General features: G+C 42.4%; 22 protein-coding genes and 1 pseudogene. 11 read left to right on the forward strand and 12 right to left on the reverse strand.

Annotation, left to right across the window (positions count from 1 at the left end):
• Positions 1-265 precede the first annotated feature (265 nt).
• Together CK503_RS02705 and CK503_RS02710 are read right to left on the reverse strand one after the other, a co-directional pair.
• Entirely contained in the window at positions 266-1,513 is a 1,248-nt protein-coding gene (locus CK503_RS02705) for an alkaline phosphatase family protein (RefSeq protein ID WP_255233310.1), read from the reverse strand.
• A gap of 142 nt (positions 1,514-1,655) precedes the next feature.
• A complete protein-coding gene (locus tag CK503_RS02710) occupies positions 1,656-4,433 on the reverse strand; it encodes a TonB-dependent receptor (RefSeq protein ID WP_095605257.1) in 2,778 nt (925 codons plus the stop codon).
• A 518-nt stretch (positions 4,434-4,951) separates the two neighbouring features.
• On the opposite strand from CK503_RS02710, the gene CK503_RS02715 reads away from it, so the two are divergent.
• Complete coding sequence (locus CK503_RS02715) at positions 4,952-5,425, forward strand: hypothetical protein (RefSeq protein ID WP_095605258.1); 474 nt, start codon at positions 4,952-4,954, stop codon at positions 5,423-5,425.
• A gap of 459 nt (positions 5,426-5,884) precedes the next feature.
• On the opposite strand, the gene CK503_RS02720 is transcribed toward CK503_RS02715, so the two are convergent.
• The 8 genes from CK503_RS02720 to CK503_RS02755 all read right to left on the reverse strand — a co-directional run bounded on the left by CK503_RS02720 (position 5,885) and on the right by CK503_RS02755 (position 13,663).
• A complete protein-coding gene (locus CK503_RS02720; protein WP_255233311.1) occupies positions 5,885-6,751 on the reverse strand; it encodes an MBL fold metallo-hydrolase in 867 nt (288 codons plus the stop codon).
• A 163-nt stretch (positions 6,752-6,914) separates the two neighbouring features.
• The gene (locus tag CK503_RS02725; protein WP_255233312.1) at positions 6,915-9,227 is read right to left on the reverse strand and encodes a DUF349 domain-containing protein; all 2,313 of its coding nucleotides are present in this window, start codon (positions 9,225-9,227) and stop codon (positions 6,915-6,917) included.
• Between the two features lie 191 nt (positions 9,228-9,418).
• On the reverse strand, positions 9,419-10,240 hold the full coding sequence (locus CK503_RS02730; protein WP_095605260.1) for a mechanosensitive ion channel family protein: 822 nt from the start codon (positions 10,238-10,240) through the stop codon (positions 9,419-9,421).
• Positions 10,241-10,328: 88 nt separating this feature from the next.
• On the reverse strand, positions 10,329-10,619 hold the full coding sequence (locus tag CK503_RS02735; RefSeq protein ID WP_095605261.1) for a sll1863 family stress response protein: 291 nt from the start codon (positions 10,617-10,619) through the stop codon (positions 10,329-10,331).
• Positions 10,620-10,655: 36 nt separating this feature from the next.
• The gene (locus CK503_RS02740; RefSeq protein ID WP_255233313.1) at positions 10,656-11,153 is read right to left on the reverse strand and encodes a Dps family protein; all 498 of its coding nucleotides are present in this window, start codon (positions 11,151-11,153) and stop codon (positions 10,656-10,658) included.
• A gap of 272 nt (positions 11,154-11,425) precedes the next feature.
• Positions 11,426-12,469, reverse strand: a complete 1,044-nt coding sequence (locus CK503_RS02745; RefSeq protein WP_095605262.1) for a porin — start codon at positions 12,467-12,469, stop codon at positions 11,426-11,428.
• 97 nt (positions 12,470-12,566) lie between these two features.
• Entirely contained in the window at positions 12,567-13,274 is a 708-nt protein-coding gene (locus CK503_RS02750) for an RluA family pseudouridine synthase (RefSeq protein WP_095605263.1), read from the reverse strand.
• 41 nt (positions 13,275-13,315) lie between these two features.
• Positions 13,316-13,663, reverse strand: coding sequence for a hypothetical protein (locus CK503_RS02755; protein ID WP_095605264.1), 348 nt, complete (start codon positions 13,661-13,663; stop codon positions 13,316-13,318).
• A 118-nt stretch (positions 13,664-13,781) separates the two neighbouring features.
• Between CK503_RS02755 and CK503_RS02760 the strand changes: the two genes are divergently transcribed.
• From CK503_RS02760 to CK503_RS02770, 3 genes are all read left to right on the forward strand, one after another.
• Positions 13,782-15,896 carry a S46 family peptidase gene (locus CK503_RS02760; protein ID WP_095605265.1) on the forward strand — a complete coding sequence of 705 codons (2,115 nt, stop codon included), beginning with the start codon at positions 13,782-13,784 and terminating at the stop codon, positions 15,894-15,896.
• A 40-nt stretch (positions 15,897-15,936) separates the two neighbouring features.
• Positions 15,937-17,751, forward strand: coding sequence for an SLC13 family permease (locus tag CK503_RS02765; RefSeq protein ID WP_095605266.1), 1,815 nt, complete (start codon positions 15,937-15,939; stop codon positions 17,749-17,751).
• Between the two features lie 99 nt (positions 17,752-17,850).
• Entirely contained in the window at positions 17,851-19,584 is a 1,734-nt protein-coding gene (locus CK503_RS02770; RefSeq protein WP_095605267.1) for a SulP family inorganic anion transporter, read from the forward strand.
• Here the strand turns inward: CK503_RS02770 and CK503_RS02775 are convergent, their stop codons facing one another.
• Together CK503_RS02775 and CK503_RS02780 are read right to left on the reverse strand one after the other, a co-directional pair.
• Entirely contained in the window at positions 19,585-20,100 is a 516-nt protein-coding gene (locus CK503_RS02775; RefSeq protein ID WP_141239867.1) for a SixA phosphatase family protein, read from the reverse strand.
• An 84-nt stretch (positions 20,101-20,184) separates the two neighbouring features.
• Complete coding sequence (locus CK503_RS02780) at positions 20,185-21,498, reverse strand: MATE family efflux transporter (protein WP_095605269.1); 1,314 nt, start codon at positions 21,496-21,498, stop codon at positions 20,185-20,187.
• Between the two features lie 202 nt (positions 21,499-21,700).
• Here CK503_RS02780 and CK503_RS02785 point away from each other — a divergent pair, with 202 nt between their 5' ends.
• The 7 genes and pseudogenes from CK503_RS02785 to CK503_RS02815 all read left to right on the forward strand — a co-directional run bounded on the left by CK503_RS02785 (position 21,701) and on the right by CK503_RS02815 (position 26,735).
• On the forward strand, positions 21,701-22,369 hold the full coding sequence (locus CK503_RS02785) for a class I SAM-dependent methyltransferase (protein WP_095605270.1): 669 nt from the start codon (positions 21,701-21,703) through the stop codon (positions 22,367-22,369).
• A 135-nt stretch (positions 22,370-22,504) separates the two neighbouring features.
• Positions 22,505-22,984, forward strand: a complete 480-nt coding sequence (locus CK503_RS02790; RefSeq protein WP_095605271.1) for a hypothetical protein — start codon at positions 22,505-22,507, stop codon at positions 22,982-22,984.
• A gap of 6 nt (positions 22,985-22,990) precedes the next feature.
• Positions 22,991-23,854, forward strand: a complete 864-nt coding sequence (locus tag CK503_RS02795; protein WP_095605272.1) for a hypothetical protein — start codon at positions 22,991-22,993, stop codon at positions 23,852-23,854.
• A gap of 88 nt (positions 23,855-23,942) precedes the next feature.
• Positions 23,943-24,500: pseudogene (rsmD, locus tag CK503_RS02800) on the forward strand (16S rRNA (guanine(966)-N(2))-methyltransferase RsmD); the annotation flags it as partial.
• A 12-nt stretch (positions 24,501-24,512) separates the two neighbouring features.
• Positions 24,513-25,016 carry a pantetheine-phosphate adenylyltransferase gene (gene coaD / locus CK503_RS02805; RefSeq protein WP_095605274.1) on the forward strand — a complete coding sequence of 168 codons (504 nt, stop codon included), beginning with the start codon at positions 24,513-24,515 and terminating at the stop codon, positions 25,014-25,016.
• A 160-nt stretch (positions 25,017-25,176) separates the two neighbouring features.
• Positions 25,177-26,370, forward strand: coding sequence for a pyridoxal phosphate-dependent aminotransferase (locus CK503_RS02810; RefSeq protein ID WP_095605275.1), 1,194 nt, complete (start codon positions 25,177-25,179; stop codon positions 26,368-26,370).
• Between the two features lie 89 nt (positions 26,371-26,459).
• Positions 26,460-26,735: an FmdB family zinc ribbon protein gene (locus CK503_RS02815; RefSeq protein WP_095605276.1), complete on the forward strand. Its 276-nt coding sequence runs from the start codon at positions 26,460-26,462 to the stop codon at positions 26,733-26,735.
• The last annotated feature ends 4 nt before the right edge of the window (positions 26,736-26,739 follow it).

Below are 26,739 nucleotides of genomic sequence, written 5' to 3' on the forward strand. Positions count from 1 at the left end.
GAGAAAAACTCTTTGATACAGTCCAAAACTTACTAATAGCGTACCTTTCCCTAATTTTAGGGAGAGGACAGGTGTGGGTCAAAATAATGCCGTTTAAAACCCATCTGCTGATATAAGAGGTATATAGTTATAGCTATAAGGCTAACAGAGTATTGGCTATATAATGACTATAGTTAATAGTATAAACAGCATATAGCCTTAACTATATTCCCCAGATACAGTAATCTATAAGCTTTAAAAGTACTGTTACATTAGATTAGATACATTACTTCAGCAATACCTTCACACTGTCCAGCGATCCATCATTCGGGGCTGGCTTGGTAGCCATTAAATAGTTGATTAGCTCGTAAATGTGGATATTCTGGAAAGTTCCAACTTTTTCACCCTGCTTAAAATCAGGTCCGTGAGCAATAAAAAAGGCCTGCATGGCTTTTTCGTTGTTGTCGTAACCGTGGGTTGCACGAGGTAATGATTCTATAAATTCATCCTGATAATCCTCATCCAGGATCGTATAACCCAAATCAGCAATCATAATAATATCTTCTACCCGCCGGTGATTCTTAAGATGATACCGCTCGGGCAAGTCTTCTTTTTTATATACGCGGTAGTTTTCTTCGGCAGATTTTAGCGCCTGATATACCTCCTCTTCTTCTCCTTCTTTGGGTTGAATTCCGGTCATGGGTCCCCAATTCACCCGTTCCGTATCATCCATATCGATTATTTCATCGAGGCGAATAAGCTTGTCAGCCGATAAATCAACCATACCATGATCAGAAACAATGAGGATATTCGTATTCTCCCACAGATTGTTCGCCATCATCTGATCTTTCAGGTATCCCATAAGACGGTCAGCGCGCTTAATAGCCTGCTTTACCGAATCGGATTCCGTACCGTACCGATGTCCCTTGCTGTCTACATCACTGTAATACAATGTGGCAAAATCAACGGTCTGATCACCGGAATCAGTCATCCATTTCATTACGGTATCGATACGTGCACTGCCGGGCATGTCATCGTCATAGGTTTTCCAGTGGGTGGGACGCATATCCTGAATATCAGCCTCGGAACCTACCCAAAACATGGTCCCCGTTTTAATACCCTGCTTTTCAAGCGTATTCCAGATTGGCTCCCCGCCATACCACTTACCATCTTCTACGGCTTCACGATCCCGAATTCGATACCACTCCTCCCACTTGGGATCGTACATGGTATTATTCACAAATCCGGTATTCTCGGGATATAAACCCGTTGCAATAGAATAGTGATTGGGGAAGGTTTTACTGGGGAAAACGGGAATCAATCCTTCCGCTTGTACCCCATTTGCAACAATAGCATCAAAATTTGGGGTGTCAACCTTTTCCAGATAATTGTACTTAAAACCGTCAAACGAAATAAGCAGTGTTTTTTGGGGATGTGATTGCTGCTCGCTACGGCAACCTGCAAGACCAACAAAAACTGTCAACAGTAAAATCGTAATTGCTCTACGTTTCATAAGCAGCGTGAAGTCATTCATTATAATATTGCTTCCTCGTAAGTGATTAGACGCGAAGATATTACTTTATCAGTCATATATCAGCATTCTTTTGTGAAATGATTTAAAATAAAAAAGGACAGCCCGAATGGACTGCCCTTTAGAAAGTAAATAAAAGACTGAATTAGAAGTTCACAGTAACACCAGCATTAAATCTTCGGGGAAGCCCAAAGAAGACTTCTGCATCATCAGCACTATGATTTACACCATTTGCCTCGTATGCATTATACTGACTATTGTCAGTTGCATCTTGAATATATGTATTATCCAAAACATTGTATATGTTCAAAAAGAGGCGTACATCTGCACCGCTAAATATATTATTCAGATCGTACTGCATATGCGCATCAAGTACGGTATAATTAGGCGCTTTCCAAGACTGCTCTCTGTCAGCAGTGGAAGGATCATTAGGATCATAAGTACGGCTAAATGGGTCAAAATCCGCATAGTGATCAAAGAATGATTTACCAACAATTTGGAAATGGAATCTATTCGTTGGATCGACTGATAAGGTATAAGAAAGTTGACGCTGTGGGGCATTTCCAACTTTAAGCCCATCTATTGAAAGAGCCAACTCTTGGTATTGATCTTGGCTATAATCAGCTAAGTAACGTGCTTGTACATCACTTTGGTACTCCCAAAAGTTGTAAGAACCATTAACATCCAAGCGTAAGTAATTTGTAGGCTTGAATGATGTCTCAAGCTCAATACCGCTATGGCGTTGATCAAGACCCGAAATATTAATTATTCCTTCAGTACCATCTTGTTGGGTAACTCCCCGAGTAAATGAACGATCCTTTCGGTCTGTTAAGTAATAGTTGGCACTAATTGCATACGCTTGCTTTGAATAACGAAATCCACCTTCATAGAAATAATATTTCTCATTTTCAGGATCTTCATTTATAGCACCTGAGCGATCGTCAATCACATTATCAAAAATTGGCACTTTTGAAATTATACCAAAGTTAACAAAGCCATCAAGTGCATCGGTAAAAGAGTATAATCCACCGGTTTTTACTTGATATCCTTGAATATTAGGAGATTCACGATAGAGATTCTCCCCTGGATTTTCAGGATCCTCGGTAAAGTGATTATCATATGTATATTTAATATTAGTTATACCTGCAGTAGCATAAATACTATAACGTTCTTTTTGAAGTTCTCCCTGCAAATAACCACCAATCCAATCAACGGTATTGGTAAAATTGTAATCAACCTTATCTCCTAAACCGGTTCTTCTATTAGGATTAAAATCATTTGCATTATCAATATAGTACTGACCTCCTAACAGATCCCGCACTTCACGATAGTGCTCAATTTCAGCGGTTCTCCAGTCAATACCACCACCTAATTGCAGATCACCAAGGTCCGCATTTACCTTTAGAATATCTCCTACTGACCATTGATTATTACGGCTGTTTCGAAGAATTCCAATTGACTCATAATCATCTTTAGTTCCTGAATCAAAATCATTTTGCCAACTTCTTGCAGTTGAACTATTTACTGCAATTGTTTTATCCCAATCAATTTGATAAGGACTAGGACCAAAGAAAAATGGCTGTTCAGATGAACTAACACCATTCGCGTCTTTATTAAAGACTTCTCCTAATGTTCCAGTTCCACCACCTTGACCACCGGAATAGTAAAGTACATTCGTTAAACTAATACTTTCAGTAAGTTGAGAATACCAGTTTAAATTAATTTGTGGCTTATGGAAAAAGTTTTCACGCTCATTGATTGAATTAGCAGAATAACGATCGCGAATTGAGTTTCCAATCCAACCATCACCGACATATTGCTTCCCATTATAACTACTACTTACAGGCGCAACATTTTGGTTAAAAAAGTACCCTCTGTCCTGAAATTGATTTAATCCTGCATTATCATAAGAGTCTAAATCTCTTGCAAAATCATGGCTAAAAGTAGCAATATTTTGTGCATATAAACGCTGTCCGTGACGCTGTGGAGCCCCTAAAGCAAACAGATCAAGACGGTTATCTTCATTCACTTGGTAAGAAGCACCAAAGTAATAAGCCCACGCATCCGTCCAAGTACCATCCACCATACCTTCACCAGTCTTACGTACGCCTACAGCACTAAAGGCAAACTTATCGTTAATCAAGCCAGAGTTCAGAACTACTGTGCTTTTGCGAAAACCAGCATTCCCTATCTCTTGCTTAAAACGGCCTCCCGCCTCATTCTCGGCTGGATTTGTAATAATATTCATTGTACCACCAACAGAAGGAACGGCAAGGTTTACATTACTCATACCGCGCTGTACCTGCATAGATTGAGCAACATCTCCAATTCCATCCCAGTTTGACCAGTAAACCCAGCCATTTTCCATGTCATTAACGGGAACACCATTAATCATGACAGCTACATTAGTTTGTGAAAAACCGCGTACATTAATACGTGCATCACCTGAACCACCACCTTGAGCAGTAGAGTACACTGAGGGAGTTGTATTTAGTACTAGCGGCAAATCTCGAGAACCTAACTGATTCTCTATCTGTTCTTGACCAACCTCTGCATAAGCTACAGGTGTTTTTTGGTCAGAACGAGAAGCAAACACTTCAAGTGCCTGCAAAGACTGACTTGAAACTTTCATTTCGAAATTGACTTCCACATCAGAACCATCAATAGTAACCTCCTTCCGCTGAGCAGAAAATCCGACCATTGTAACTCGGACTGTATAGGTACCATTTTCAAGATCATCAATTTCATAGTTACCATTGACATCGGCAGAAGCACCGGTTGTGGTCCCTACTACAACAATATTGGCACCCGCAAGTGGTTCGTCAGTATCAGCTTCGGTGACGGTTCCTGTGATAGCATGTTGTGATAATGCTACCATCGGAAACATCAACAAAGCAAAAAGTATACTTGTGTATCTTTTCATAATCAGATAGATATGTTCGTTTAGATTAGTGATTAGTGTTGTGCTTTAGAGAGCACGGTATTTTAAGCAAAATTTAAACTAACAGACCGTTGAGAACAGAAGACAGTTAATTGACTTGGTAGCTCTCAATCGGTCGCTAATATAAAAAACCTGAGTAACTTATTATACTCTTGTCTTTGTGAAGATGAGTATACAAATCCTAAGATTAGCATACTGTTAACTCTTTCTATTGTGTTGTTTCCAGAAACAGCATAACAAGCTTAAAAGCAATATTAAAATACCCCACCAATATTGGTCTCGTAATATTGTGCGTGAATAATTTTTATTTATTCTAATCCTTTACTTATTTCTGTAACATTTTGATAGGTTTAAAACACTTAATCACACATTAAGCGACTTTACTTTAACCGGTCATAATTGATTTGCTTAGAAGAGCTTTTCTCGGAACTTTCTCCATTATTTTCATTTTAAGTAACGTTGGTTATACCTCAAATAAATTTCAAATAATTAATTCATCTATGAAAAAACTACTTTCCGTTATATTATTAGCGGTTTTTGTAACACTATCATTAAATACTATTAGTCATGCGCAGGACGCCGACAAAGACCTGGGTATTGGCTTCATGGTGGGCGAACCCACGGGCCTTACTGCCAAATCATGGACGGGGGGCGGCAATGCCATTGATGTAGGCGTAGCCTGGTCGTTTGGACGGTACGATGCCATTACCATACAGGCAGACTATTTATGGCACAACTATAATGTATTCAGTGATGTTGAACAAGGAAGCTTGCCCCTATACTATGGTATTGGCGGACGCTTGGTACTCGGAGAAAATGACTCCTATATCGGTGCTCGCATACCGGTAGGGCTTAATTATCTATTTGAAGATGCTCCTGTTGGGCTCTTCATTGAAGCTGCCCCCATCCTCAACGTGGCTCCATCTACTGACTTTGATATTGATGGCACGCTGGGTGCTCGATTCTATTTCTAATACGAATTTTACCGTATAAACTTCAAAAGGGATATATCCATTATGGGTATATCCCTTTTTAGATTTCAGGGTAGAGCACTGGAATTAGATAGAGGGAAGGTAAGGTTACTATCCTCATTCCACTGTTCTGCTGCAAAATAAATCAAGATCGCAACGCAAAACGCTGCGATGACCCTCTTTTGATTTCTCCCTACTTTGTAGGAAGAAAAATTCGTTAATGAAAAACCTAATTTCTCAAATCCCTCTTAGAGAAGACAGATTTAGGGAGATTGACTACGTGAACCATCATTTTCAATCCTTCTGTCCTCCTTTTCTAAGGAGGAACTCATTCATTAAACTTATTAAAGGTAATGATACTATGCCTCATTGCAGAAATGGAGCTTAGCCTACTCAACGAAGTTTTTTAACACAGTTAAGGAGAATTGATAATTAATAAATACTGGCAATGAGCCCGATGACCTACAAGATAATCTGATATCCTTCCTTCGCCAGTCCTATTGATTTAAACACACTGCCAAACTCAGTATTCAGATGATCATCCAAGCTGCGAAGCTGTTTATCATCAGAATCGGGGTCGTGATGGGTGATAAAAAGGCGTTGAATATCTAACCGGACAGCAAATTCGACCACATCCTCCCAGGCTGAGTGCCCCCATCCTTTTTTCTCTTTGTAGGATTCACGATCGTACTGTCCATCATGAATCAATAAATCTACGCCACTCAAAAATGCTTCAAGCTTTGTATCATAATCTGACTTTTCAGACGGCTTCAGAATCAGCTCATTATCCGGACAAAAGACAATCTCTTTTCCATCAATAAAAATTTTATAGATAGCTGTTTCAATAGTATGATTGGCTAACATAAAGTCAACATCATAGCCCTCGTATTTCATGCGCTTCATGGGCTGGGTAATATATTCAAGGTTGGCATCAATCATATCCAACGTAACGGGAAAGAACGTTTTGGTAAGATGGCCATCCAAAATATCTTTACAACCACCCTCTTCGCCCTGTTCGGGCATATGAATGCTAAAATGGTTTTTGGAGCCGTAGATAGGTTTAAAAAAAGGAAACCCCTGAATGTGATCCCAATGCGGATGTGTAATAAAAATACGCCCCCATATTTTACCCGGCTGATCTTTAAACTTATTGCCCAGGTTGCGTATACCCGTTCCGCTGTCCAGAATTAAAACATCATCCGTCCCGGGCACATCAATTTCTAAGCAAGTGGTATTTCCTCCATACTCCATATTTTTTTTATCAGCACAAGGAGTGGAACCACGGACGCCCCAAAAGGTGACCGTTATATCTTGCTTAGCTTTGTCCATTAAATTTTATCATTTCATGAACCTTCAACCGTCTGCAGGTTATTACATAACTTCTCCTACCTATCATTAGACTTCTTTATATCTGCTGTATTCCAAGCACAGAGGAAGTTTTGTATAATATCTTATAGGATGATGGAATGAGTTAGAAAAACAAACTACACCATTAATCACCTGACTGTTCTCGAATCTGATCCATTTTTTGTGTGATCGATTCCATCTTTTCCTGTTTACTCTCTAACTTTTCTTCTACTTCTTCGATTCTATTTTCGACCTCATCGAGCAAACTATTTCCACCGTTGGAAGGTTTAAAATAGGTTTTTTTCTCTTTGTACTGCAGAACTTCTTTTTCTAATTGCTTGGCTTCTTTTTTAACCTGACTATATTCTTTGCGAAGCTTTTGGATTTTACTTCTGTCTTCGGGGTCCAAATCAGCCTTAGCCAACTCCTGATCAAACTTATCTCCTGATTTAGCAGCACGCATGCGATCATAAATCACATCACAGGCCTCGCGGTACTCTTTCCACATCTTGTTCTTATGCTTGATGGGAACGTAGCCGACATTTTTAAACTCTTCCTGCAAACCTTTGGCAATATCTACCGCCTCAATAGGATCATCATGTTTGCCCAGCTCGCGCAGTTTCTCAAGAATTTCTTTCTTCTTTTCCAGATTTTCTTTGCGCTCCTCTTTCACTTCTTTGAAGTGCTCCCGGCGACGATCATAAAACTCATCCATCGCCCCCTTGAACTTCTTCCAAATCTTTTCTGACTTATCACGCGGCACCGGACCAATCTTCTTCCAACGATCCATAAAGCTCTGCATCTGCGAATGCCCCTTTTCAAAATCATCGGTATGCTTTACTTCATTCGCCTTGTCAATAAGCTCCAGCTTCTGCTGATAATGCTCTTCTTCCTGCTCACTTATTTTATCCTGATTATTTGCCTTCCGCTCATTAAAAGCATCCGTAGCCGACTTAAAGCGTGACCAAAGCTTATCCTCCGCACGCTGTGGCAAGTTCCCTACCTTTTTCCACCGGCGGTGGAGCTTATTAATTTTTCGAGCAGCCGTCGCCAGATCCTCCTCTTCCAGCAACGCTTCGGCCTCTTCAATAATCTTTTCCTTCTTATGGGTAAATTTATCTACCTTACTTTGATGATCGGGATCATATTTATACTTCCGATCGTAATACTCATCCTGCGCACTTTTATATCGGTCCCATACTTTGTTTGATTTTTCTTTGGGCACACGACCAATCTTTTTCCACTGCTTAGTCAGGTCTTCAAACCTTTCCTCAATCTCATCCCAATTTTCCGTTTCGTGCGTCATTGACTCAGCGACATTCTCCATCTTCTCAAGAACTGTCAACTTGAGCATCAGGTTATCTTCCTCTTTCTGACGCTTCTGAACCAAGCGGTCTACCTTATGATCATTGAACGTATCGAGCAACTCCTCAAAACGTTCATCAAGTTCCTCTCCTTTCCCATTGGGCAGCGGACCCGTACTGTTCCACTGTCCTTTCATCTGACTTACCCGGCGGGTCGCGGTCCAGGTCTCATTAGAAACAATGCCCTCAAATTCTTCCAGGAGCTCTTTCTTAGTTTCGAGGTTTTCCTGCTTTTTCTTTTCGAGCTCAGCATAATGCTGCTCTTTTCGCTCTTCAAAATCATCAACAATATCGTTGAACTTTTTGTAGAGCTTTTTCACCTGCTCATCACCGGTATCGGGACCTTCAGCCCAGCGGTGACTTAAATTATCGAGCTCTACTGAAACGTACGACCAATCATTCTGCTTGGCCAGCTCTTGAGCCTTACTTACAATTTCCTTGTAATAATCCAGCGGACTTTCTTCATCCGAAGACTCTTCAACAGCATCATCTTCGTCAACTACTTCTTGCTCTTCTTCAGCCTCTTCTTCAGCTGTATCTTCCTCATCCTGCTGTGGTTCAACTTCGACTTCAGTCTCCTCGTCAGCAGCTTCTGCTACTTCTTCATCTTCAGTCTCTTCTTGTGCTTCAACTTCTTCGGTCTTAGTCTCTGAAACCTCTGGTGCAGGAGATTCTTCATCATCAGCCTCCTCTTCTGCCGCTTCATTGGCTTCCTCTCCCTTTTCTTCTTCAGCTGATGCAGCATCGGTTTCCTTTTCAGTCAGATCCGATTTTTTCTCTTCGACCTGCTTTTTCAATGTGTTGTAATCCCCTATAGCCTCGCTGTTCTCAATCTCATCTTCAAGCGCTGTCAGATCCTCAAGCGTTACATCACCGGCAAGCGTTTCTTCGATCCTTGCTTGAAGCTTCGAAAAGGCATCTTTCAGCTCAGAAATCTTATCCTCAAGATCATCGGGACTTACTTCGCAAAGCTTCTTACGATCAACTTGCTCGTCCCCTTTTAGGAAAAGCTCATTATTTTGGGTTAAAATTACGTATTCATCCTCATATGCATGTTGGGATGTTTCCTTGTTCTCTTCCATAGTAGTATCCACGGGTACCTCTAATTCTAACGCTTGTCGATTCGAAATTTTACTTCAAAACTCATAGCTGCTTTTGAGTTTAACCAAGATAATATTTCTGTGGAACTTATTACAATCCATCTCGGATATCAAAACATCCACAAATAAAAAAGCCGACCCACGTGGGCCGGCCTACTAATTATTCCCTCTTTTAAAAACAGAAACTAATTCTCGTTGTGGATATATACATCGCGCGAGGGAAAAGGGAAATTGATACCCTCTTCATCAAATCGCTCTTTAATTCGTTTGGTCAAGTCAAACTTAAGTGCCCAATAGTCCTCTTTTTTAACCCATGGGCGAACATTTAGATTTACAGAGCTTCCTCCCAGCTCCGAAACGGCAACCTGTGGGGCCGGCTCCTCCAAAATGCGATCATCCTCATCAAGTACGCCTTTAATTGTTTCCATGGCGTGATCAATATTGTCATTATATCCAAAGCCGATAACCATATCCAATCGCCGGATATCATTTACAGACATATTCTTAATATTTGTGCCCCACACATTTGAGTTGGGTAAAACCATGGCCACATTGTCGAACGTATCCATCTCGGTAGTAACAAGGCCAATTTCTTTTACTGTGCCCGAGACCCCTGCAATATCAACAGCATCCCCGACATTAAAAGGACGCATAATCAACAACATCACACCGGCAGCAACATCCGCAAGCGTTCCCTGCCAGGCCAAACCGATCGCCAAGCCGGCTGCACCAAGAACGGCCACCAAACTGGCTGTTTGAATCCCAACCATACTTAATACAAAAATTACAACAACAGTAAGACCAAGAATTTTGGTTACTTTAGCAAGTAAAGGAGTTAAGGTAGCATCTATGGTTTCAGATTTTTCAGCCCGTTTGCGCACCTTTTTACTTAACCATCCCGCCACACTCCAGCCAACAATCAGTACAAAAACCGCAGCTAATACCTTAAGCCCATATTGAACTAATATTGGTACAATACTATCAATAATTGAATTAACCTCTTCCATACCCTATCTCCTTTGACATTAGTTAATGTTCTATTAAAAAAAGAAGGCAGCCCAAAACGGACTGCCTTACAGTATATTAAATTCAGTATTATTCTTTGACGATTTCCCGGATTTCTGAAAAGCCTTTTTTAACGTCTTTCCAAAGCTTTTCGCTATCCTCCTTTATTTCCTCAAAAACATCATCGCCTGAGTTCTTAATCTTATCCAGTTTTGCACGCAGACGAGACCGTTTCTCTCGCAGCTCATCCATTCGATCTTCGAGCTTAGCTTTCAGATCCTGAGACTCCTTATTAACTCTCTTTTGGAGCTCATCAATCTGGGTATTCCATTCTCGGAGCTGCTTCTCTAACTTGTCGATGTATTCTTCTCGTGAAGCCATAATAATATTGTTTTTAGTTTGATTTAGTTATCTCACCTATTCTAAATGGCTGCGCAACATCCAGGCAGTCTTGGAATGTACTTTCAACCGTTCCGTCAAAAGATCGATTGTTGCTTCGTCTTCTGCATCGTTTGCGGGTTGAAGTGCCTCCCGGGCAGTACGCATTACCTGCTCATTACCTTCTGCAAGGCGCCGAACCATTTCCATCGCATCCGGCTCATCTTGTTGTTCATCTACAGATGTTAATTCCTTAAACTCTTTGAATGTTCCCGGGGCCCGGTACCCCAATGCCCGGATGCGTTCGGCAATTTCATCGACAGCTTCGGCAAGCTCTGTGTATTGCTCCTCAAATTGTTCGTGTAACGAATGAAAAAGCTCACCCGTTACATTCCAGTGATAATTGTGTGTCTTCAAATACAACATATACGAATCGGCCAATACCTTTGAAAGTGCATCGGCAATAGCTTTACGATTTCCCTGACTGATTCCAATATTAATTTCCATCGGTTTTTCTCTCTTTGTTTTGGTACTCATAACTGAACACCTTAATACTTTTTGATTCTAATTATTCCCACAGTTGCAGTTTACACTGCAGCAATAATGCTTATTCTTACTCTTAAAATACGCTTGCAAGAGCTCACAAAAGAATTCTTTTAGATCCTGTAAAAACATGCTGCTCTGTTGTTTGATTTCACCACATTGTTAATACAGGAATATGAGATTAATCATTCCAAGAAACCAATAAAAGGTACTTATAGAGAATATAGATATTCCCTGATAACTTAGGAATGGAAAAAAGAAAATATCTATAGCGCAATCTGCAGATTCAACTGAATTTGGGAGAAATCAGCCCCTTGGTCAACAGGATATATATAGTTCAACTGCACTTCAGAAAAGTCCGTCGGAAAGATATTAACTCCGCCAACAATAGACTCTGAGCTGGCTCCGATAAAATCTCCTTCAAAATAATCCCAGCGGGCAAGAAGCTGCGTTTTCGGCGTTACAAAATATCCGCCCGTCACATAGTACCCATAAGGATTGTATTTCCAACCGGCATCAGCATTAATGGTTGAATAAATAAATTCACCGGCTAACATCATTTTCTGATAACTGATACGCGTATCGGCTCCAAGCAACAGTTGTTCGCCCTCAAGCTGCGACAACAATCCCGCCCCTGATGTAGGATTATCACTCTCTTCATAAGAGGCATTTAATCCCATTATAAATGTATTATTTGAATTGTCGCCAATTTCTGAATTCGTCTCTATCCTTGCCGTATACAAAAACTTGTCGTCATCATTGGCATTAGTACCAAAGCCATTGCCGTTAAACATTCCAGCCGTATACTTAAACTTACCATCCGCCACCTTGCCCTGCATTTGAAGACCAACCTGTCGTTTGGGCGCCAACTGGTTAACAACCGACGACCGGTTAACAAAATCAGTCGCCGCTGCCCCCGTCAAGTATTCATAACTGAACGGAGACTTAAATAATCCTGCTTTTACTGAAAAGTTTGGCGTCACATTATAATACATATTTGCATCAAGCAGGGCAGTACTACTCACAAAATTTGTCTGCAGCTGGTAGCCGAACTTATTGTCGAACTCTCCATACACCTGCAGACGCGCATTGCCGACAGAGAATCCATTTTCACCGGTTACACGCTCAAACTGATAGTCGCCTATTGTTTGGAGTAATCCGCCAATCGAGAAATACTCATTTTTAAGCTGATCATTAAACTGCTCAAAATCAGATGATGGTTTATCCTGGGCCTGCAATGACATCCCCATAAAAAAGAACAGTCCAAAAAGAACAATCGATTTAAAAAGGTTAGGAGCATCTGTAGTCATAAAAAATAGTATTCGTTGGTGAGGTTATTTACTTCTAATGAATAAGAAATTGTTCAAAATCGAAAGTACAGCGACCGTTCCATTTTGGCCAAGAGGGCTAACCGGACTCTGCTTCTTTCTTCCATCGAAATCGATCAATCAGACGCATCATATCAGCCGGGATTTTGGCCTCAAACTGCACTTCTTTTCCATGTCGTGGGTGCTTAAAGGCTAATCGGTAGGCATGCAGCGCCTGACGGTTAATAAGCGGCTCCCCCTCTTCTTCGGGTGCGTAATGCTGGTCGCCCACCAACTGGTGACCAATATGTTCAAACTGTACGCGGATCTGATTTTTCAATCCCGTATCCAGCTGTACTTCCACCAGCGTGTTCTCCAGAAAGCGCTCCTTCACCTTGTACGACAACCGCGCCGGAGTAGCCCCCTCTTCACTGGGATCAACAACAATATTTCGGAAACCATCCTTAATAAGCTTTAAGTGATGCTCTAACACTCCCTCGTCTTCTTCAATCACACCACGCACAATTGCAAGATAGGTACGCTTGGGCTCATGATTACGGAACTTCTCAACAAGATCATTATAGGCACGCTCATTTTTAGCAAACACCATCAATCCGCTGGTATAGCGATCAATACGATGCACTACGCCCACACGAACACCGTGCTTGGCCAAATGATCGGCAACAAGGTCGTATAAATTCTTAACGTCACTATCGGGAATAGGAACGGCAAGTAATCCCGCCGGCTTGTCGACGACAAAAATATCTTTATCCTGTTTAACAATGTAGAAAGGTCGTTTTTTAGCCATCACAAACCAAGCCCAAGCGGCAGATAATATTAAATCACTTGCTACTCAACACCGTGCACTTCCTTAAGAATAGCTTTTGCCTCTTTATCATTCTTCTGCATTACCCGGTGCTGCAAGTTTGTAACAATCTCTTGCTGGGCCTTATCAAAAGCCATCTCCTTGGCTTCTTGTTCAGTACCCGTACGCAGCAACTCATAAACATCATCAGCCCGAATAACACTATAGAGCTTATCCTCATTAAAAGCATGAGCGCGCCGCTCCTCGTATTCCTTAAACAGCTCAGGGAACTCATCGCTGCTCTCGGCCCGGTCAATGACTTCAACATCCTTGGGACCTTCAGCGCTAAGTGGGGTTTTACAGAGATAAAATAACTTGTGCTTGTAATTCATAATCCAAAAACCTTAGTCAATTTTAATACCAATAACATTCAAACCGCTTTAATGTAAGAAAAAATCTTCGCACCTTCGTAATTCTTCACCCACAAAATTTTATTCAACGCACGTTTTTATGCAACAACCCGCCCTCAAAAAATTACGTAGCGCTATATCAACCATCCTGCTACTCCTTTTTCTTTTGGGAGGATGTTCCTCTCCTGCCACAATACAAGAAGCCGGCCAAGACAAATCATCCCAAAACCAGCAACAAAACAGTGCCGATAAAACCTCGGACCCTCCCGGGTTCTGGCTGCTTCCGCAAATCGACGGCCCCCTTTATGATAACCTACAATCACAAGGCGTTACCCTATCACAAAAAGAAATTTATACTCCCGAGGGTAACTCGCTCAACCAAGCCGTAGTAAAAATAAAAATCGGTGAAAGTCAGGCCGGCACCGGATCATTCGTATCTTCAAACGGACTATTACTCACCAATTACAGCACTGCCATTCAAGGGATTGCACAAAACAGCGATCGCAACCAAAATTATCTCCAGAATGGTTTTTATGCCCAATCCCGCGAACAAGAAATCCCGCTCGAGAACTTTAGCCTGCTCATCACTATTGAACAGGAAGAGATTACTGACCGGATCAACCGGCAGCTTGCCGATTCACTGACCTACCGGCAGCGACGACAACAAAAGCAGAAAATCGAGAAACAAATTATTGCAGATCGACAATCCCGTAACAACAATTTAGTCGTAGAGATCAACGATACCTGGAGTGGCAACCGACAGTTTATGTCGGTCTATAAAGTAATTCGAGATATCCGGCTGGTACATGCCCCATCCAATCCCAACATAAAAAATGCTGCAGATTACGCCTTTTTGAGAGCGTACGAAAGTCCAAATGGACGAAACAAAACTTATAACAAATCCAACGTTCCGTTTCAGCCGGAAAAGCACCTGGCAATTGCTGATGAGAAAGTTGCTCCTCAAGATCTTACGTTAACCCTTGGCTTCCCCGGCGAAACACAGCGCTACGAAAGCAGCTACGCCATCGACTTCTACCGGAAAAACCGCAACCCCGTACTAATTGATACCTACAAAGCCATCCTCGATGCAGAAGAATACGCTGCCGGCCAGGATTCTGCCACAGCTATTCAAAACGCACCGCTTCGCTCCTCACTAAATCACAACCTGATATACTACCAAGCGCTACAACAGGGTATTGATGAACACCATATTATTACAAAAAAACAGACAGAAGAAGAACAATTTAAAAAGTGGATCAAACAGGACTCACTACGCAATATTAAATACCGCCGTGTGCTAAGTCAGCTTGAACAATCTTATAGAATAGCATCCCAAACCGGCGACTTGCTTTTTGCATTGGTCAATACCATAAACAACAATAAACTCCTGCAAATAGCCGGACTGTACAATTCGTATTACGAGCATATAAGTGATCCCACTAATACTGAAATCAGCAGCACTAAGAAAAAAGGAGTTTTGCAGCGACATCAAAGCATACTCAGTGAAACCAATATCGAAGCCCAAACCCTGATGCTTGGGGACATGCTTTACACGCTCGCTACCCTGCCCGATGGAAAGGTCCCCTTTCATCTTATAGAACTATTTAGCAATAGCCAGGAAAATGCCCTTAAAAAAGAAATTACCTCTTATTTAGAAACACAAAGCAGCCAGTCTATAGTATACGACCTGAATCGTGCTAAAGAGTTTCTAAACCTGCCTGCAGACAGTGCTCGTAACCATCCAAAAGATGAGCTGGTCAAACTTTATAATGAGCTATTGAGCAGCTATCAATTCAGCCGGAAGAACTATTCGCAGCATGTGCCCTACCTTCGGCCGGCGCAAAAATTATATGTGCAGGGCCTCCTCAAATTCCGTGGCGAATCGCTCACCTATCCCGATGCTAATGGAACATTGCGGCTGAGTACGGGCCGGGTAAAAGAATCGGGGGATAAGAATAGTATTGTAAATTTTGTATCGACCACCGATATTTCAGGCGGTAGTTTTGGCAGCCCGGTACTAAACAATAACGGAAATCTTATTGGTATCGTAGCAAAAAGAAGCCCCAAAAGCATGATCAATGATCTGCTTTATATGCCCAAGCGTTCCCAAACCGTTAACATGGATATTCGCCATATAATCTCCCGAATATCGGAAATGTATAATAACTCAAGCTTGTTAAAAGAAATGCAGATTTCGGATAGCAGAACCAATTAATCCTTAAATTATTACACATCAAACCACGCTTTTTTAGCACATGGGTTTTGATATTACGATAACACTCCTTGTTCTTATTCTTGCATTTTTGGCTTTAGTATTTGACATATGGACTCCCGATGCTATCCTTATGACGGCTGTTGGAGTTGTTACTGCAGCAGGAGTTATTAGCCTTGAGCAAGCGGTTCGTCAATTTGGCAACACCACCATTTTAGCCCTTGGCACCTTATATATTGTTGCCGCATCCCTCCGTAACAGTGGTGCGCTCGATTATGCCAGTGAGTTCATTCTTGGTAAAGGCAGTCAAAACATCAGAAAAATATTATTCAGGATGACGCCAGGCGTTTCAATTTATTCGGGATTTCTTAACAACACCCCAATAGTTGCGATGGGTATACCCGCTATCCGTCGGTGGGCACGTAAATACAATGTCTCATCCTCAAAACTGCTTATACCATTATCATATGCAGCTATTTTAGGGGGCATGTGTACATTAATCGGAACCAGCACAAATCTAATAGCTCACGGGTTGCTACAGAGTAACAACTTAGCTGGATTTTCATTTTTTGAATTAGCATGGTTAGGAGTTCCCTGTGCTATAATTGGCTTAATCTATATCATTATTTTTAGTCCAAAGCTTACCCCTGACCGCAGTGATATTCGTGATGAGGAGGAAGCTCAGCGTAAATCACTGGTTGAACTTGAGATAACTGAAGAAGCTGCCCTTGTTGGAGAAACGGTGGAAGAAGCGAACTTACAACAACTGCCGGGGTTTCAACTTGTACGCATTAACAGGCATGACAACGAAATCGCCCCCGTACCCGAAGATGAAAAGCTTCGCGTAGGAGATCACTTATTTTATGCTCCCCAAAAGGGATTTTTGGATCTTGCCCCAGACCTTACTGATTATCCCGGACTAAGACTTGCCTTTAAACCGCCGCGAGATATTAAACGAGACGAAAAAAAGAACCGGGAACTCCACCAAGTGGTTGTTAAAGAAGGTTCTCGATTAGTGGGATCCACGGTAGAAGAGGCAAAGCTTTTAGATCGTTTTGGCGCTGCCGTCACCGGTGTAAGAAGAGGCGAAAAACGGATACGTGAAAACTTGGGGGATTTTGTTCTCCGTCCCGGGGATGTATTACTGTTAGATACGAAACGCGGGTTCCAACAAGCCCATGAAGATTCTCAAGACTTTTACCTGACAAGTGAGGCTGGTGGTGAGGCCCCTTCTTCTAACAGTGGAAAAGACCCAAAAAATGATTTAGGCAAAGATCTATATGTTTCTCTATTCGTACTTGCTGGCATCATTACATCAGTAACCGCTGGAATTTTCCATATTGCATTAGCTGGCATTCTGGGGGTAGCGGTATTACTGGCTTTTAATGTTATTGAACCGGGTGATGCAAAAGAATCAATCGACTGGACCGTGTTAATTGTTATTGGCGCTGCTCTGGGACTTGGCAAAGCGATGGAGGTCAGTGGGGCAGCAGAATTGATCGGTAATGGGATGCTTAGCATAACCAGCGATTATGGCCCCCGAATTATACTTACTGGACTCGTTTTGGTTACCGCTCTACTTACCGAGACCATTACGAATAATGGTGCAATAGCCCTAATGTTTCCCATTGCACTATCCGTTGCTCAATCACAGGGATTTGATCCTCGAGCATTTATTGCCAGCATTACTCTGGTATCTTCTATGGCCCTGTTAACTCCTATTGGTTACCAGACCAACCTAATGGTATATGGTCCGGGCAATTACAAATTTACCGATTTCTTTAAGGTCGGCTTTCCCCTTGCCATAACACTTTGGATTATTGTAATCATTTTAGCCCCTATAATATGGCCGTTATAAAATCTATATTGTTAGCTATTGTTTAATTTATATAGACAAAAAAATTCTATAACTATTATCTTTCGGGTTCAATTTACCTTATTGGGATTTTATTCATAAATGGAAGAATGGCTACGAAAAACATTTAGAATTGCCGAGTGGCTACCCAACTATGACAGTCAAAAGTTTGGCGGCGATCTTACAGCCGGCCTTACGACGGGGGTCATGTTTATTCCCCAGGGGATGGCGTATGCCGTTATTGCAGGCGTCCCACCCATCTACGGACTATATGCCGGTGTTATTCCCTTGCTTATCTATCCATTGTTGGGTACCTCTAAAAACCTTTCTATCGGTCCTGTAGCCATCGACATGCTGATTGTAGCTGCGGGTGTTAGCCTTCTTGCGGAACCGAACACTGATCGCTATATCACGCTCACAATCTTACTTACCATGATGGCTGGTGGCTTGCAACTGTTAATGGGATCAATGCGACTCGGATCGGTCCTTAATATTTTCTCACGACCGGTTATTGCTGGCTTTACACTTGCGGCGCCCCTCATCATTGCATTTAGCCAGGTTAACAATTTATTCGGGATTGAACTTTCTCAAACCCAGTATATTATTGTCATTATTGAAGATCTTATAAGTAATTTTGACCAAATCCATTGGCAAACGTTCACATGGGGTATTGCTGCCATTGCGATAATGGCCATTATACGGTATGTGAAACCTATATTTCCTATTTCAGTTGCTATACTAACCGCCAGTATCCTTTTATCTTGGATGACGGGAGCCGATCAGCTCGGCATTCAGTTGGTGGGGGATATTCCAACGGGATTACCTGCTCTTTCGCTCCCCGATATCAATTTTAACAATATGCGTGAACTTCTTCCCACTGCCCTGACCTTGGCCCTGGTACAATTCATGAGTGTTGCTTCACTGGGACAAACATTTGCAAAACGCCACAACTATATTATTGATGCCAACCACGAGCTGGTAGCAATTGGCGCATCCAATTTCTTTGGCAGCTTCTTTAAGTCGATCCCCGTATCCGGTAGTTTTTCTCGTTCAGCGGCCTCGGAACAGGCAAACGTCCAAACACCGTTGGCCAACATCATAACTTCTGTTGTGATCATTGCTACCCTCTTGTTTTTAACCCCTATTTTCTACTTCCTGCCGATGCCGATATTAGCGGCCATAATTATTGTCTCGGCCCTCAACCTTATTGATATTGAGGAATTTAAATTTCTATATAAAACCCGATACAGCGAAGGACTTATTGCGATCTTTACGGCTGTTAGCACGCTGCTTATTGGTATCCAAGAAGGTATTTTGCTGGGCGTTGTTGCCTCGATGATTCACATGCTCTATAAATACAGTCGTCCCAATGTAGCAGAACTTGGCATTATTCCGGGTACCCGGCTTTTTAAAAATCTGGAGCGCAACCCTGAAGCCAAACCCATTGATAGCCTCATGATTCTCCGCGTTGATGCCTCTTTCTCTTTCGTTAATGCCGATTTTTTCCGGGATTACATTATCGAGAAAAGCCGGGAGCGCAATAAGTCAACGCGCTATGTTGTTATTGACGGCAGCACTATAAACACTCTCGATACCACAGCTATTGAACAAATTAAAACAATGGTGGGCACCCTTAAAAACTGGGATATCGAGCTTTATATTGCCGGTCTTAAAGGACCTATACGGGATATTGTCAATAAGTCCGGACTACGTGAGTTTATGGGTAAAGACCACTTTTATCGTGATCCACACGAAGCTGTTTCCCACATCCTCGAACTCATTGACGAAGAAGATGAAAGTTCTCGTCTTTCTGATTACGAAGACGTCACCGGCTAATTATTTATCCAGTTTTCGTAACAACTCGGGAATCATCATCCAACGAAAACGAGCCGTCCCCGGTTTTATCTGCTTCCATTCTATTGCGGGGTGCTCAATGCTAACCAATCCCCCTGACGAGATTCGCGCCACATATTCTCCTTCACCATTACATAAAAGAGAAGCTGTTTCTTCGAGCAGAGGATTGTGCCCAACTATCATTATACGATCTATATTTTCTGACGCCTTTTGCACCACCGAAAGATAATCTCGTGCCCCTCCATAATACAGGTCTTTATTCCAGCTGATAATATCAGATGTTAAATCAGCAGCCTTTGTGAGAAGCTCGATCGTTTCTTGAGCCCGCTTAGCAGTAGATCCGATAATATATCCGGGTCGGACTCCTGCCTGCTTGATAAACAATCCCATTCTTGATGCATCGACACCTCCCTCTTTGGCCAACGGTCGATCAAAGTCTTTCTGTTTTCCAGCTCCATGGAGTGACTTCGCATGGCGCATCAGCATTATCGTCTTCATAATTTCTATTTCTTACCTATGAGTAAATCTTCTGAGAACCAATCTAACCCACATTTTAACTGAATCAAAACCATCGTCGTTACATTACGCTTTTGACCACAAATTTATTTTAAGGATATGCTTGGGAGCAAAATAGGTAAGCGTAGCACCGCGGGCTAACATAAAAAGCGTCATTCCCAACCACAGAGCATGATTCCCCAAATAATGAACGCCAATAGCATAGGTAGGCAAAAATACGACAAGCGTAGCAACAATCATGGAATCGCGCATTGGTCCGGTTGCCGTTGCCCCTATAAAAATACCATCCCATATGTATGAAAAACTACTTACTACAGGACCAGCAATCGTCCACAGAAAATAAACCATCGCTGTATCGATTACATCCTGCTGGTTGGTAAAAATCTGCAGGATTCGTACATCAAAAACAGCATATACCAATGATGCCGTCACGGCAATGCCCGTGCCCCAAATAAAGCAGTATTTCACGGCCAGCTTCACACGCTTTTGTTGGTTTGATCCCGTATAGCGACCAATCAGACTTTCAGCAGCATAGGCAAATCCGTCAATGCCGTACGAGACAATCATCCAGAGCTGCAACAGTATAGAGTTCGCAGCCAGCACCACATTTCCAAACTCAGCAGATTTTGCCGTAAAAAAGGAAAAGGTAAAAATGAGGCACAACGTGCGGATAAAAATATCACGATTTACCGTAAAGAAATTTTTCATGGCCTCCAGCTCCAGAAGTAGATCATGCACATAACCGCTCAACCAGCTTCGGTACTTATAGATCAGCAGGACCACTGCCAGCGTTATCCCGGCATACCGAGCAATAAGCGTTCCCATCGCAACGCCGTCAACGGTCATTCCCATACCGTAAACAAACAGCACATCAAGTCCGATATTAAGACTGTTCAAAAAGATAGTGACAATCATTGGATAACGAGCATTCTGCATCCCCAGAAACCAACCGTTAATAGCATACAGTGACAACGTTGCCGGGGCGGTAAAAATACGTATCTCAAAATAGATGCGGGTGTAACGCTCCACTTCGGGGGATGCCTCTACGAGCCAAAAACTAAGGTCGGCAATCCATGCCTGCAGCAGTACAATTAAAACCCCAAAAACAATGGCCACGGTTAACGCCCGTGTCAGTGTCATAATGCTCTCGGTCTGATTTTTCTCTCCAAAAGCCTGGGCCGTAATTCCGGTCGTACCCATCCGCAAGAATCCGAATCCCCAGAAAATAAAATTAAAGATCATGCTCCCTACAGCAATCGCTCCCAGATAATATGCTTCTTCGAGATGCCCTACCAGTGCCGTATCAACTGCTCCAAGCAGAGGCACGGAGAGATTGCTAATAATATTGGGAATCGCCAGGTTTAGAACTTTCCGGTTCAACGGACTTACAAAAATTTATCGTTTACATTAGCTGATGAATTGTAGCACAGGCATTTTGAAATGGCTAAATATAACTTAATCACAATAGAATTACGATTCTGTAAGGCCGGTGATTTTCCCTTTTTATTTTTTACCGCAATTAAATTCTATCCCCGGTCAATTGTTTTTATTTTGATAAAAATCAGATCCGAACCAAGAACATATGGAAATAAGTTACTGGCAAAGTCGATGGCGAAAAGGGAATACCGGCTGGCATATGGATACTGTTTATCCGCCCCTTCCCACCCTGTGGAGTCGCCTTGGTATTAAATCTGATGCACGAGTTCTTGTACCGCTCTGTGGCAAATCCCTGGATTTACTGTGGCTCGCAAAACATTCTGAAACCGTTACCGGCGTTGATGTATCTCCGAAAGCTCTGCACCAAGTGATGCAGCAACATAACGAGCCATTTGTTCAGGATTCCAGTCACGGCTTTACAATCTACCGTTCCGATTCCCTGGAATTATGGGAAGGAGACTTCGTAAAACTACCGGTAACCCAAATTCCTCCGCAAGATCTTATCTACGACAAAGCTTCTATTATAGCTTTACCTCCTGAGCAACGACCACATCACGCCAAAAAAATTATTGATCTCTGTAATACTGATACCCAAATTTTGATACAAACCTTTGAGTACAATCAAAGTGAGATGAACGGTCCGCCCTTTTCGGTGGATGAACAAGAGCTACAAAAGCTCTTTGGCAACCAGTTTGAACTTGTATGTATGCGCGAACAATCAAAGCTGGAGGAGCTGCAACAATTTAAGCGGCGAGGATTATCTTCTTACCTAACAGAAAAGATTTTTCACCTGACACCATCAAATCGTGGATAAGAACATACATTCGGCATAAAAATTAATATCGGAAAATATTTTCCATTTTAGACTTCCAGTTGCATATCAGCAAGTCGGCATGTATTTTCAAAGTCATATTTTCAAAAACCACTTTAATTATATACGTATCTGCACATGGATATTGAAAAGCGTAACAGAATATTAAGTATTGTACTGGCAATAGTCATCATTGTATTAGGGTATTGGCTGTACCACTCAATTGTTGACCCTTACGAAGAAGTTATTGAACGCGAACAGATGACCGAACAAGTTCGCCATCGAATGGGGCTTGTTCGCGATGCCTTGGTCCAATACGAGCAGGATAAAGACAATTTCCCTCCTACTGAGGGCGGACTCGACACTCTTGTAAGCTATTTAAAAACGGATTCTCTGATGGTCGCCAATGGGGACTCTCTTTTTGCACCAGCAGATCCAAATAAAAGTTTCAATCCGGACTCGCTGATATATTCACCGAGACCACCCCACAAGAAATTCGAGTATGCGCTCAACGATACCCTACGTCCGAATATTTATCTATTAGAAGATCCGGATACCGAAGATCGCATCGGGTCGCTTGAAAAAACTACTGAACTTAATGCTGCCAGCTGGAAATAATGACAGATGGAGGAACAACATCCTTGCTTAGGACTTTGCTTTTTTGAAAATCAGCTCTTTTATGCTGTCAACGATCCAACAAGTTCACAAAAGCTGGCGCATATAGGATGTTACGACTTTAACTTTGATATTACCGAAACGCTGCTTGGAAATTCCGAGCAGCACTTTCGGGGTATCAAGCAAACTATTGATCAGTTCAAGGAAGAGTACGAAATTCGTCATCTACGTATTCTTTCACTTCCTACTCAAGAATGCTGGACCTCAGTCCCCAAAATCGTTTATGACGATTCCGATGAACGAGAAAAACACATCAACATTTTGATGAGCGGGATTGACCGCAAAAACATCCAGCCCACCTGGTACACCCTAAGCAATCAAGATTATAAGTTTCTATTGCTTCGGAACAATCAATCCTTCGAAGGGTTTCGGGAATTAACCGGGAATACGTCCACAACCGACCTGGTCAGTGATTTTGAAATTGGTTTGCGCTGGGTTCAACATGCAAATCCCGGCGGATCGTTTATGACGGTCTGTTGTTACCAAGACTGCATTTCTGTAGCTTCATTTATTCTCGGGAAACTGCGCGGAGCCACCTACATTCCCTACGACGAAGTTCAGGATTTGCCCTATCTGTGGCTTCAGCATACGAAGCAACTTAACTGGATGGGCGGCCTGCACGAAGAGATTTATGTCTATGGTCAAAATGCTTTTCAAGTTATTGAAATCCTGGAACCTTTTTGGGATGATGCCGGAACCATTACCAAGATGGACACCCTTGATAAAATTCAAATTGAAGCTGATGAACAAACATATGGCTTTAACCTTGAGTCGGCCTTCCCCGCCATAATGTTAGCTCTCGATTATGATTGATAGCTGAATTGATTCGGCAATTATCTCTGTCAGTATTATTTTTTGTACCTTTACATCTAAATAGGGTTTTCAAAAACAGAATCAGCAGCATATGCGCATCATTACCGGCACGCTAAAAGGCCGTCAGATAAATATTCCAAACACGTTAAACGTTCGTCCCACGGCGGCCCGTACCAAAGAAGGGCTTTTCTCGATACTCGATGCCCGAAAGTATATCCGCAATGCTAATATTTTGGATCTTTTTGCCGGGTCGGGCAATCTGGGATTTGAAGCTATCTCACGGGGGGCTTCAAAAGTACTATTTGTAGATAACGACCGCAGGAATATCAAGCATATTGAAAGTGTAGGGCGGGAGTTTAATGTAAGTGATCAAATCAGGACAGCGACATCACCGGTAGAAAAGTTCTTGGAAGGCATGCCGCTCCCCTACGATATCATTTTCTCTGATCCACCCTACGACTATGAATATATGCACGAGATGATCGAAACCATTACCTCTGATGGCTGGCTTGCAGAAAATGGGTGGTTAATTCTGGAGCACGATAAGCGACATGATTTTACCGATCATCCGCACTGTTCCTATTACAAAGAATATGGACGCACCCATGTAAGTATTTTTCTTGATCAACCAGGAATTGAATTTTAAAATCTACTATTTATGGAAACGCTGGCCCTGTATCCCGGTTCATTTGACCCCATCACCTACGGACATCTGGATATTCTTGAACGTGCAACCGAACTTTTTGATGAAGTCATTATAACCATTGCCGTAAATAATAAGAAAGAAACCGTCTTTTCGGGGGATGAGCGCGAAGCCCTCATCAAAGAGTGCTTAACAGACAAACCATGGGCCGAAAGAGTTGAGATTCAACAGTTTACCGGCTTACTGGTTGATTTTGCTAAAGAACGGGATGCCCAAACATTGGTGCGCGGGGTTCGACAAGTATCCGATTTTGAATACGAATTCCGCATGGCCCTTACGAATCGGCGGCTGGCGCCCGAGGTTGATACTGTTTTTCTGATGCCCAACGAGCAGCTTACCTTTATATCGGCGTCGTTGGTTAGAGAAATTGCGTACTGGGATGGCGATTTATCCTCTTTTGTGCCCAATCATGTGGCACAAGCACTGCACGAAAAATTCAAGGATAAAGAAGAGAAGTAATTCATATTGACTTCTACTCAGTAACAATTCGTTAGGCTGCCAATCTCTTCTTATCAACACTTCCGGGATATCCATCTCATAAACACATAGAAATAGAGCGCACTTTTTGCTATTTTCAGTACTTTCTAAAACTGATCTCAAGAACTGATTTGATAGCGTTATGATCTCAAAACGAGCGCAAGCTGTTTCTCCCTCCGAAACTCTGGCCATCTCAGCCAAAGCAAAAGAACTAACGCGTCAGGGTAAGTCTGTCGTCTCGCTCAGTGCCGGCGAACCCGATTTTAAAACGCCCCAACATATTTGCGAAGCTGCTATTAAAGCCATTAATAATGGCTTTCACGGCTATACAATGAATACCGGCACGCCTGAGCTGCGGCAAAGTATTGCTAATAAACTACAGCGCGACAATAAGCTCAATTATGATCCTTCTCAAATTGTCTGTACCAATGGTGCTAAACAAGCTTTAGGCTTTAGCATGCTGGCCATGGTAGACGAAGGTGATGAGGTTATCATCCCCACGCCCTACTGGGTCTCATACCCGCAGATGGTAAACGTAGCGGGTGGCACTCCGGTAACCGTACGTACCTCATTTGAAAACAACTATCGCATGACGCCCGAGCAGCTCGAAGATACCATCACCGAAAACACCAAAGCGGTAATGCTCTGTTCGCCCTCTAATCCCACGGGCACCTGCTACAGTGCCGATGAACTTAAGGCTTTGGCGGATGTACTGGCTGATCATCCAGAGGTGAATATTATTTCGGATGAAATTTACGAATACATCGTTTTTAAGGATGAGCATGTGAGCATCCTAAACGTTGCACCGGAGCTCAAAGAACGCACAGTACTCATTAACGGATTTTCAAAGGGATTTGCGATGACCGGCTGGCGACTCGGATACCTGGCAGCACCTAAATCATTTTCCAATGCCGTTGCTAAAATTCAGAGTCAGGAAACTTCAGCCCCATCCAGTATTTCACAAAAAGCAGGCGAAGCGGCTTACCGCGGAAACCTTAATGCCGTCCGCAATATGCGCGACTCATTTGAAAAACGACGAGATTATATCGTGGATGCGTTATCAAATATCGACGGACTCAAATGCTTTAAACCATCTGGTGCTTTTTATGTATTTCCCGATATCTCTCACTATCTCGGTACCACATCATCAGATGGAACTACCATTGAATCAAGTACCGATTTGTGCATGTACCTGATCGAGCAACACGGGCTGGCCGCCGTACCCGGCGACGCTTTCGGGGAACCTAACGGCCTGCGACTCAGTTATGCATCATCCATGGAGGATCTGCAAGAAGCGGTCAAACGATTACAAACAGGACTGCAAGATTTAACATAGCATACTGTAAATTTGTACGAACAAACGAGTTTGGCACATTTTATGCTATTTCTCACTGCTATTAGAACCAAATAAAAGTATTATCAACTATGCCAACATATAAGTACAAACGCGAAGACGGAACGACCTTTGAAATCAAGCAAAGTATTAAAGACGACGCTCTCGAAGAATGTCCCGAAACCGGACAAAAAGTGAAGCGCGTAATTTCCGGCGGTGGCGGCGTTGTATATAAAGGTGACGGCTTTTATGTTACGGATTACAAAGACAGTGACCGTAAGGAAAAGCGTGCCAAAGAAAAACAGCAAGCCAACGGAACCTCAAACAGTTCAAACGGGACTACCTCAAAAACTGAAAACACCAATTAATTCA

Source organism: Fodinibius salipaludis, from assembly GCF_002287075.1.
GTDB classification, from domain to species: Bacteria; Bacteroidota; Rhodothermia; order Balneolales; family Balneolaceae; genus Fodinibius; species Fodinibius salipaludis.

What these genes read in the sequence shown, in the direction of transcription:
- CK503_RS02705 (WP_255233310.1), bottom strand. Translation starts at nt 1,513, where the DNA reads ATGAATGACTTCACGCTGCTTATGAAACGTAGAGCAATTACGATTTTA.
- CK503_RS02710 (WP_095605257.1), bottom strand. Translation starts at nt 4,433, where the DNA reads ATGAAAAGATACACAAGTATACTTTTTGCTTTGTTGATGTTTCCGATG.
- CK503_RS02715 (WP_095605258.1), top strand. Translation starts at nt 4,952, where the DNA reads ATGAAAAAACTACTTTCCGTTATATTATTAGCGGTTTTTGTAACACTA.
- CK503_RS02720 (WP_255233311.1), bottom strand. Translation starts at nt 6,751, where the DNA reads ATGGACAAAGCTAAGCAAGATATAACGGTCACCTTTTGGGGCGTCCGT.
- CK503_RS02730 (WP_095605260.1), bottom strand. Translation starts at nt 10,240, where the DNA reads ATGGAAGAGGTTAATTCAATTATTGATAGTATTGTACCAATATTAGTT.
- CK503_RS02735 (WP_095605261.1), bottom strand. Translation starts at nt 10,619, where the DNA reads ATGGCTTCACGAGAAGAATACATCGACAAGTTAGAGAAGCAGCTCCGA.
- CK503_RS02740 (WP_255233313.1), bottom strand. Translation starts at nt 11,153, where the DNA reads ATGAGTACCAAAACAAAGAGAGAAAAACCGATGGAAATTAATATTGGA.
- CK503_RS02745 (WP_095605262.1), bottom strand. Translation starts at nt 12,469, where the DNA reads ATGACTACAGATGCTCCTAACCTTTTTAAATCGATTGTTCTTTTTGGA.
- CK503_RS02750 (WP_095605263.1), bottom strand. Translation starts at nt 13,274, where the DNA reads ATGGCTAAAAAACGACCTTTCTACATTGTTAAACAGGATAAAGATATT.
- CK503_RS02755 (WP_095605264.1), bottom strand. Translation starts at nt 13,663, where the DNA reads ATGAATTACAAGCACAAGTTATTTTATCTCTGTAAAACCCCACTTAGC.
- CK503_RS02760 (WP_095605265.1), top strand. Translation starts at nt 13,782, where the DNA reads ATGCAACAACCCGCCCTCAAAAAATTACGTAGCGCTATATCAACCATC.
- CK503_RS02765 (WP_095605266.1), top strand. Translation starts at nt 15,937, where the DNA reads ATGGGTTTTGATATTACGATAACACTCCTTGTTCTTATTCTTGCATTT.
- CK503_RS02770 (WP_095605267.1), top strand. Translation starts at nt 17,851, where the DNA reads ATGGAAGAATGGCTACGAAAAACATTTAGAATTGCCGAGTGGCTACCC.
- CK503_RS02775 (WP_141239867.1), bottom strand. Translation starts at nt 20,100, where the DNA reads ATGAAGACGATAATGCTGATGCGCCATGCGAAGTCACTCCATGGAGCT.
- CK503_RS02785 (WP_095605270.1), top strand. Translation starts at nt 21,701, where the DNA reads ATGGAAATAAGTTACTGGCAAAGTCGATGGCGAAAAGGGAATACCGGC.
- CK503_RS02790 (WP_095605271.1), top strand. Translation starts at nt 22,505, where the DNA reads ATGGATATTGAAAAGCGTAACAGAATATTAAGTATTGTACTGGCAATA.
- CK503_RS02795 (WP_095605272.1), top strand. Translation starts at nt 22,991, where the DNA reads ATGGAGGAACAACATCCTTGCTTAGGACTTTGCTTTTTTGAAAATCAG.
- coaD (WP_095605274.1), top strand. Translation starts at nt 24,513, where the DNA reads ATGGAAACGCTGGCCCTGTATCCCGGTTCATTTGACCCCATCACCTAC.
- CK503_RS02810 (WP_095605275.1), top strand. Translation starts at nt 25,177, where the DNA reads ATGATCTCAAAACGAGCGCAAGCTGTTTCTCCCTCCGAAACTCTGGCC.
- CK503_RS02815 (WP_095605276.1), top strand. Translation starts at nt 26,460, where the DNA reads ATGCCAACATATAAGTACAAACGCGAAGACGGAACGACCTTTGAAATC.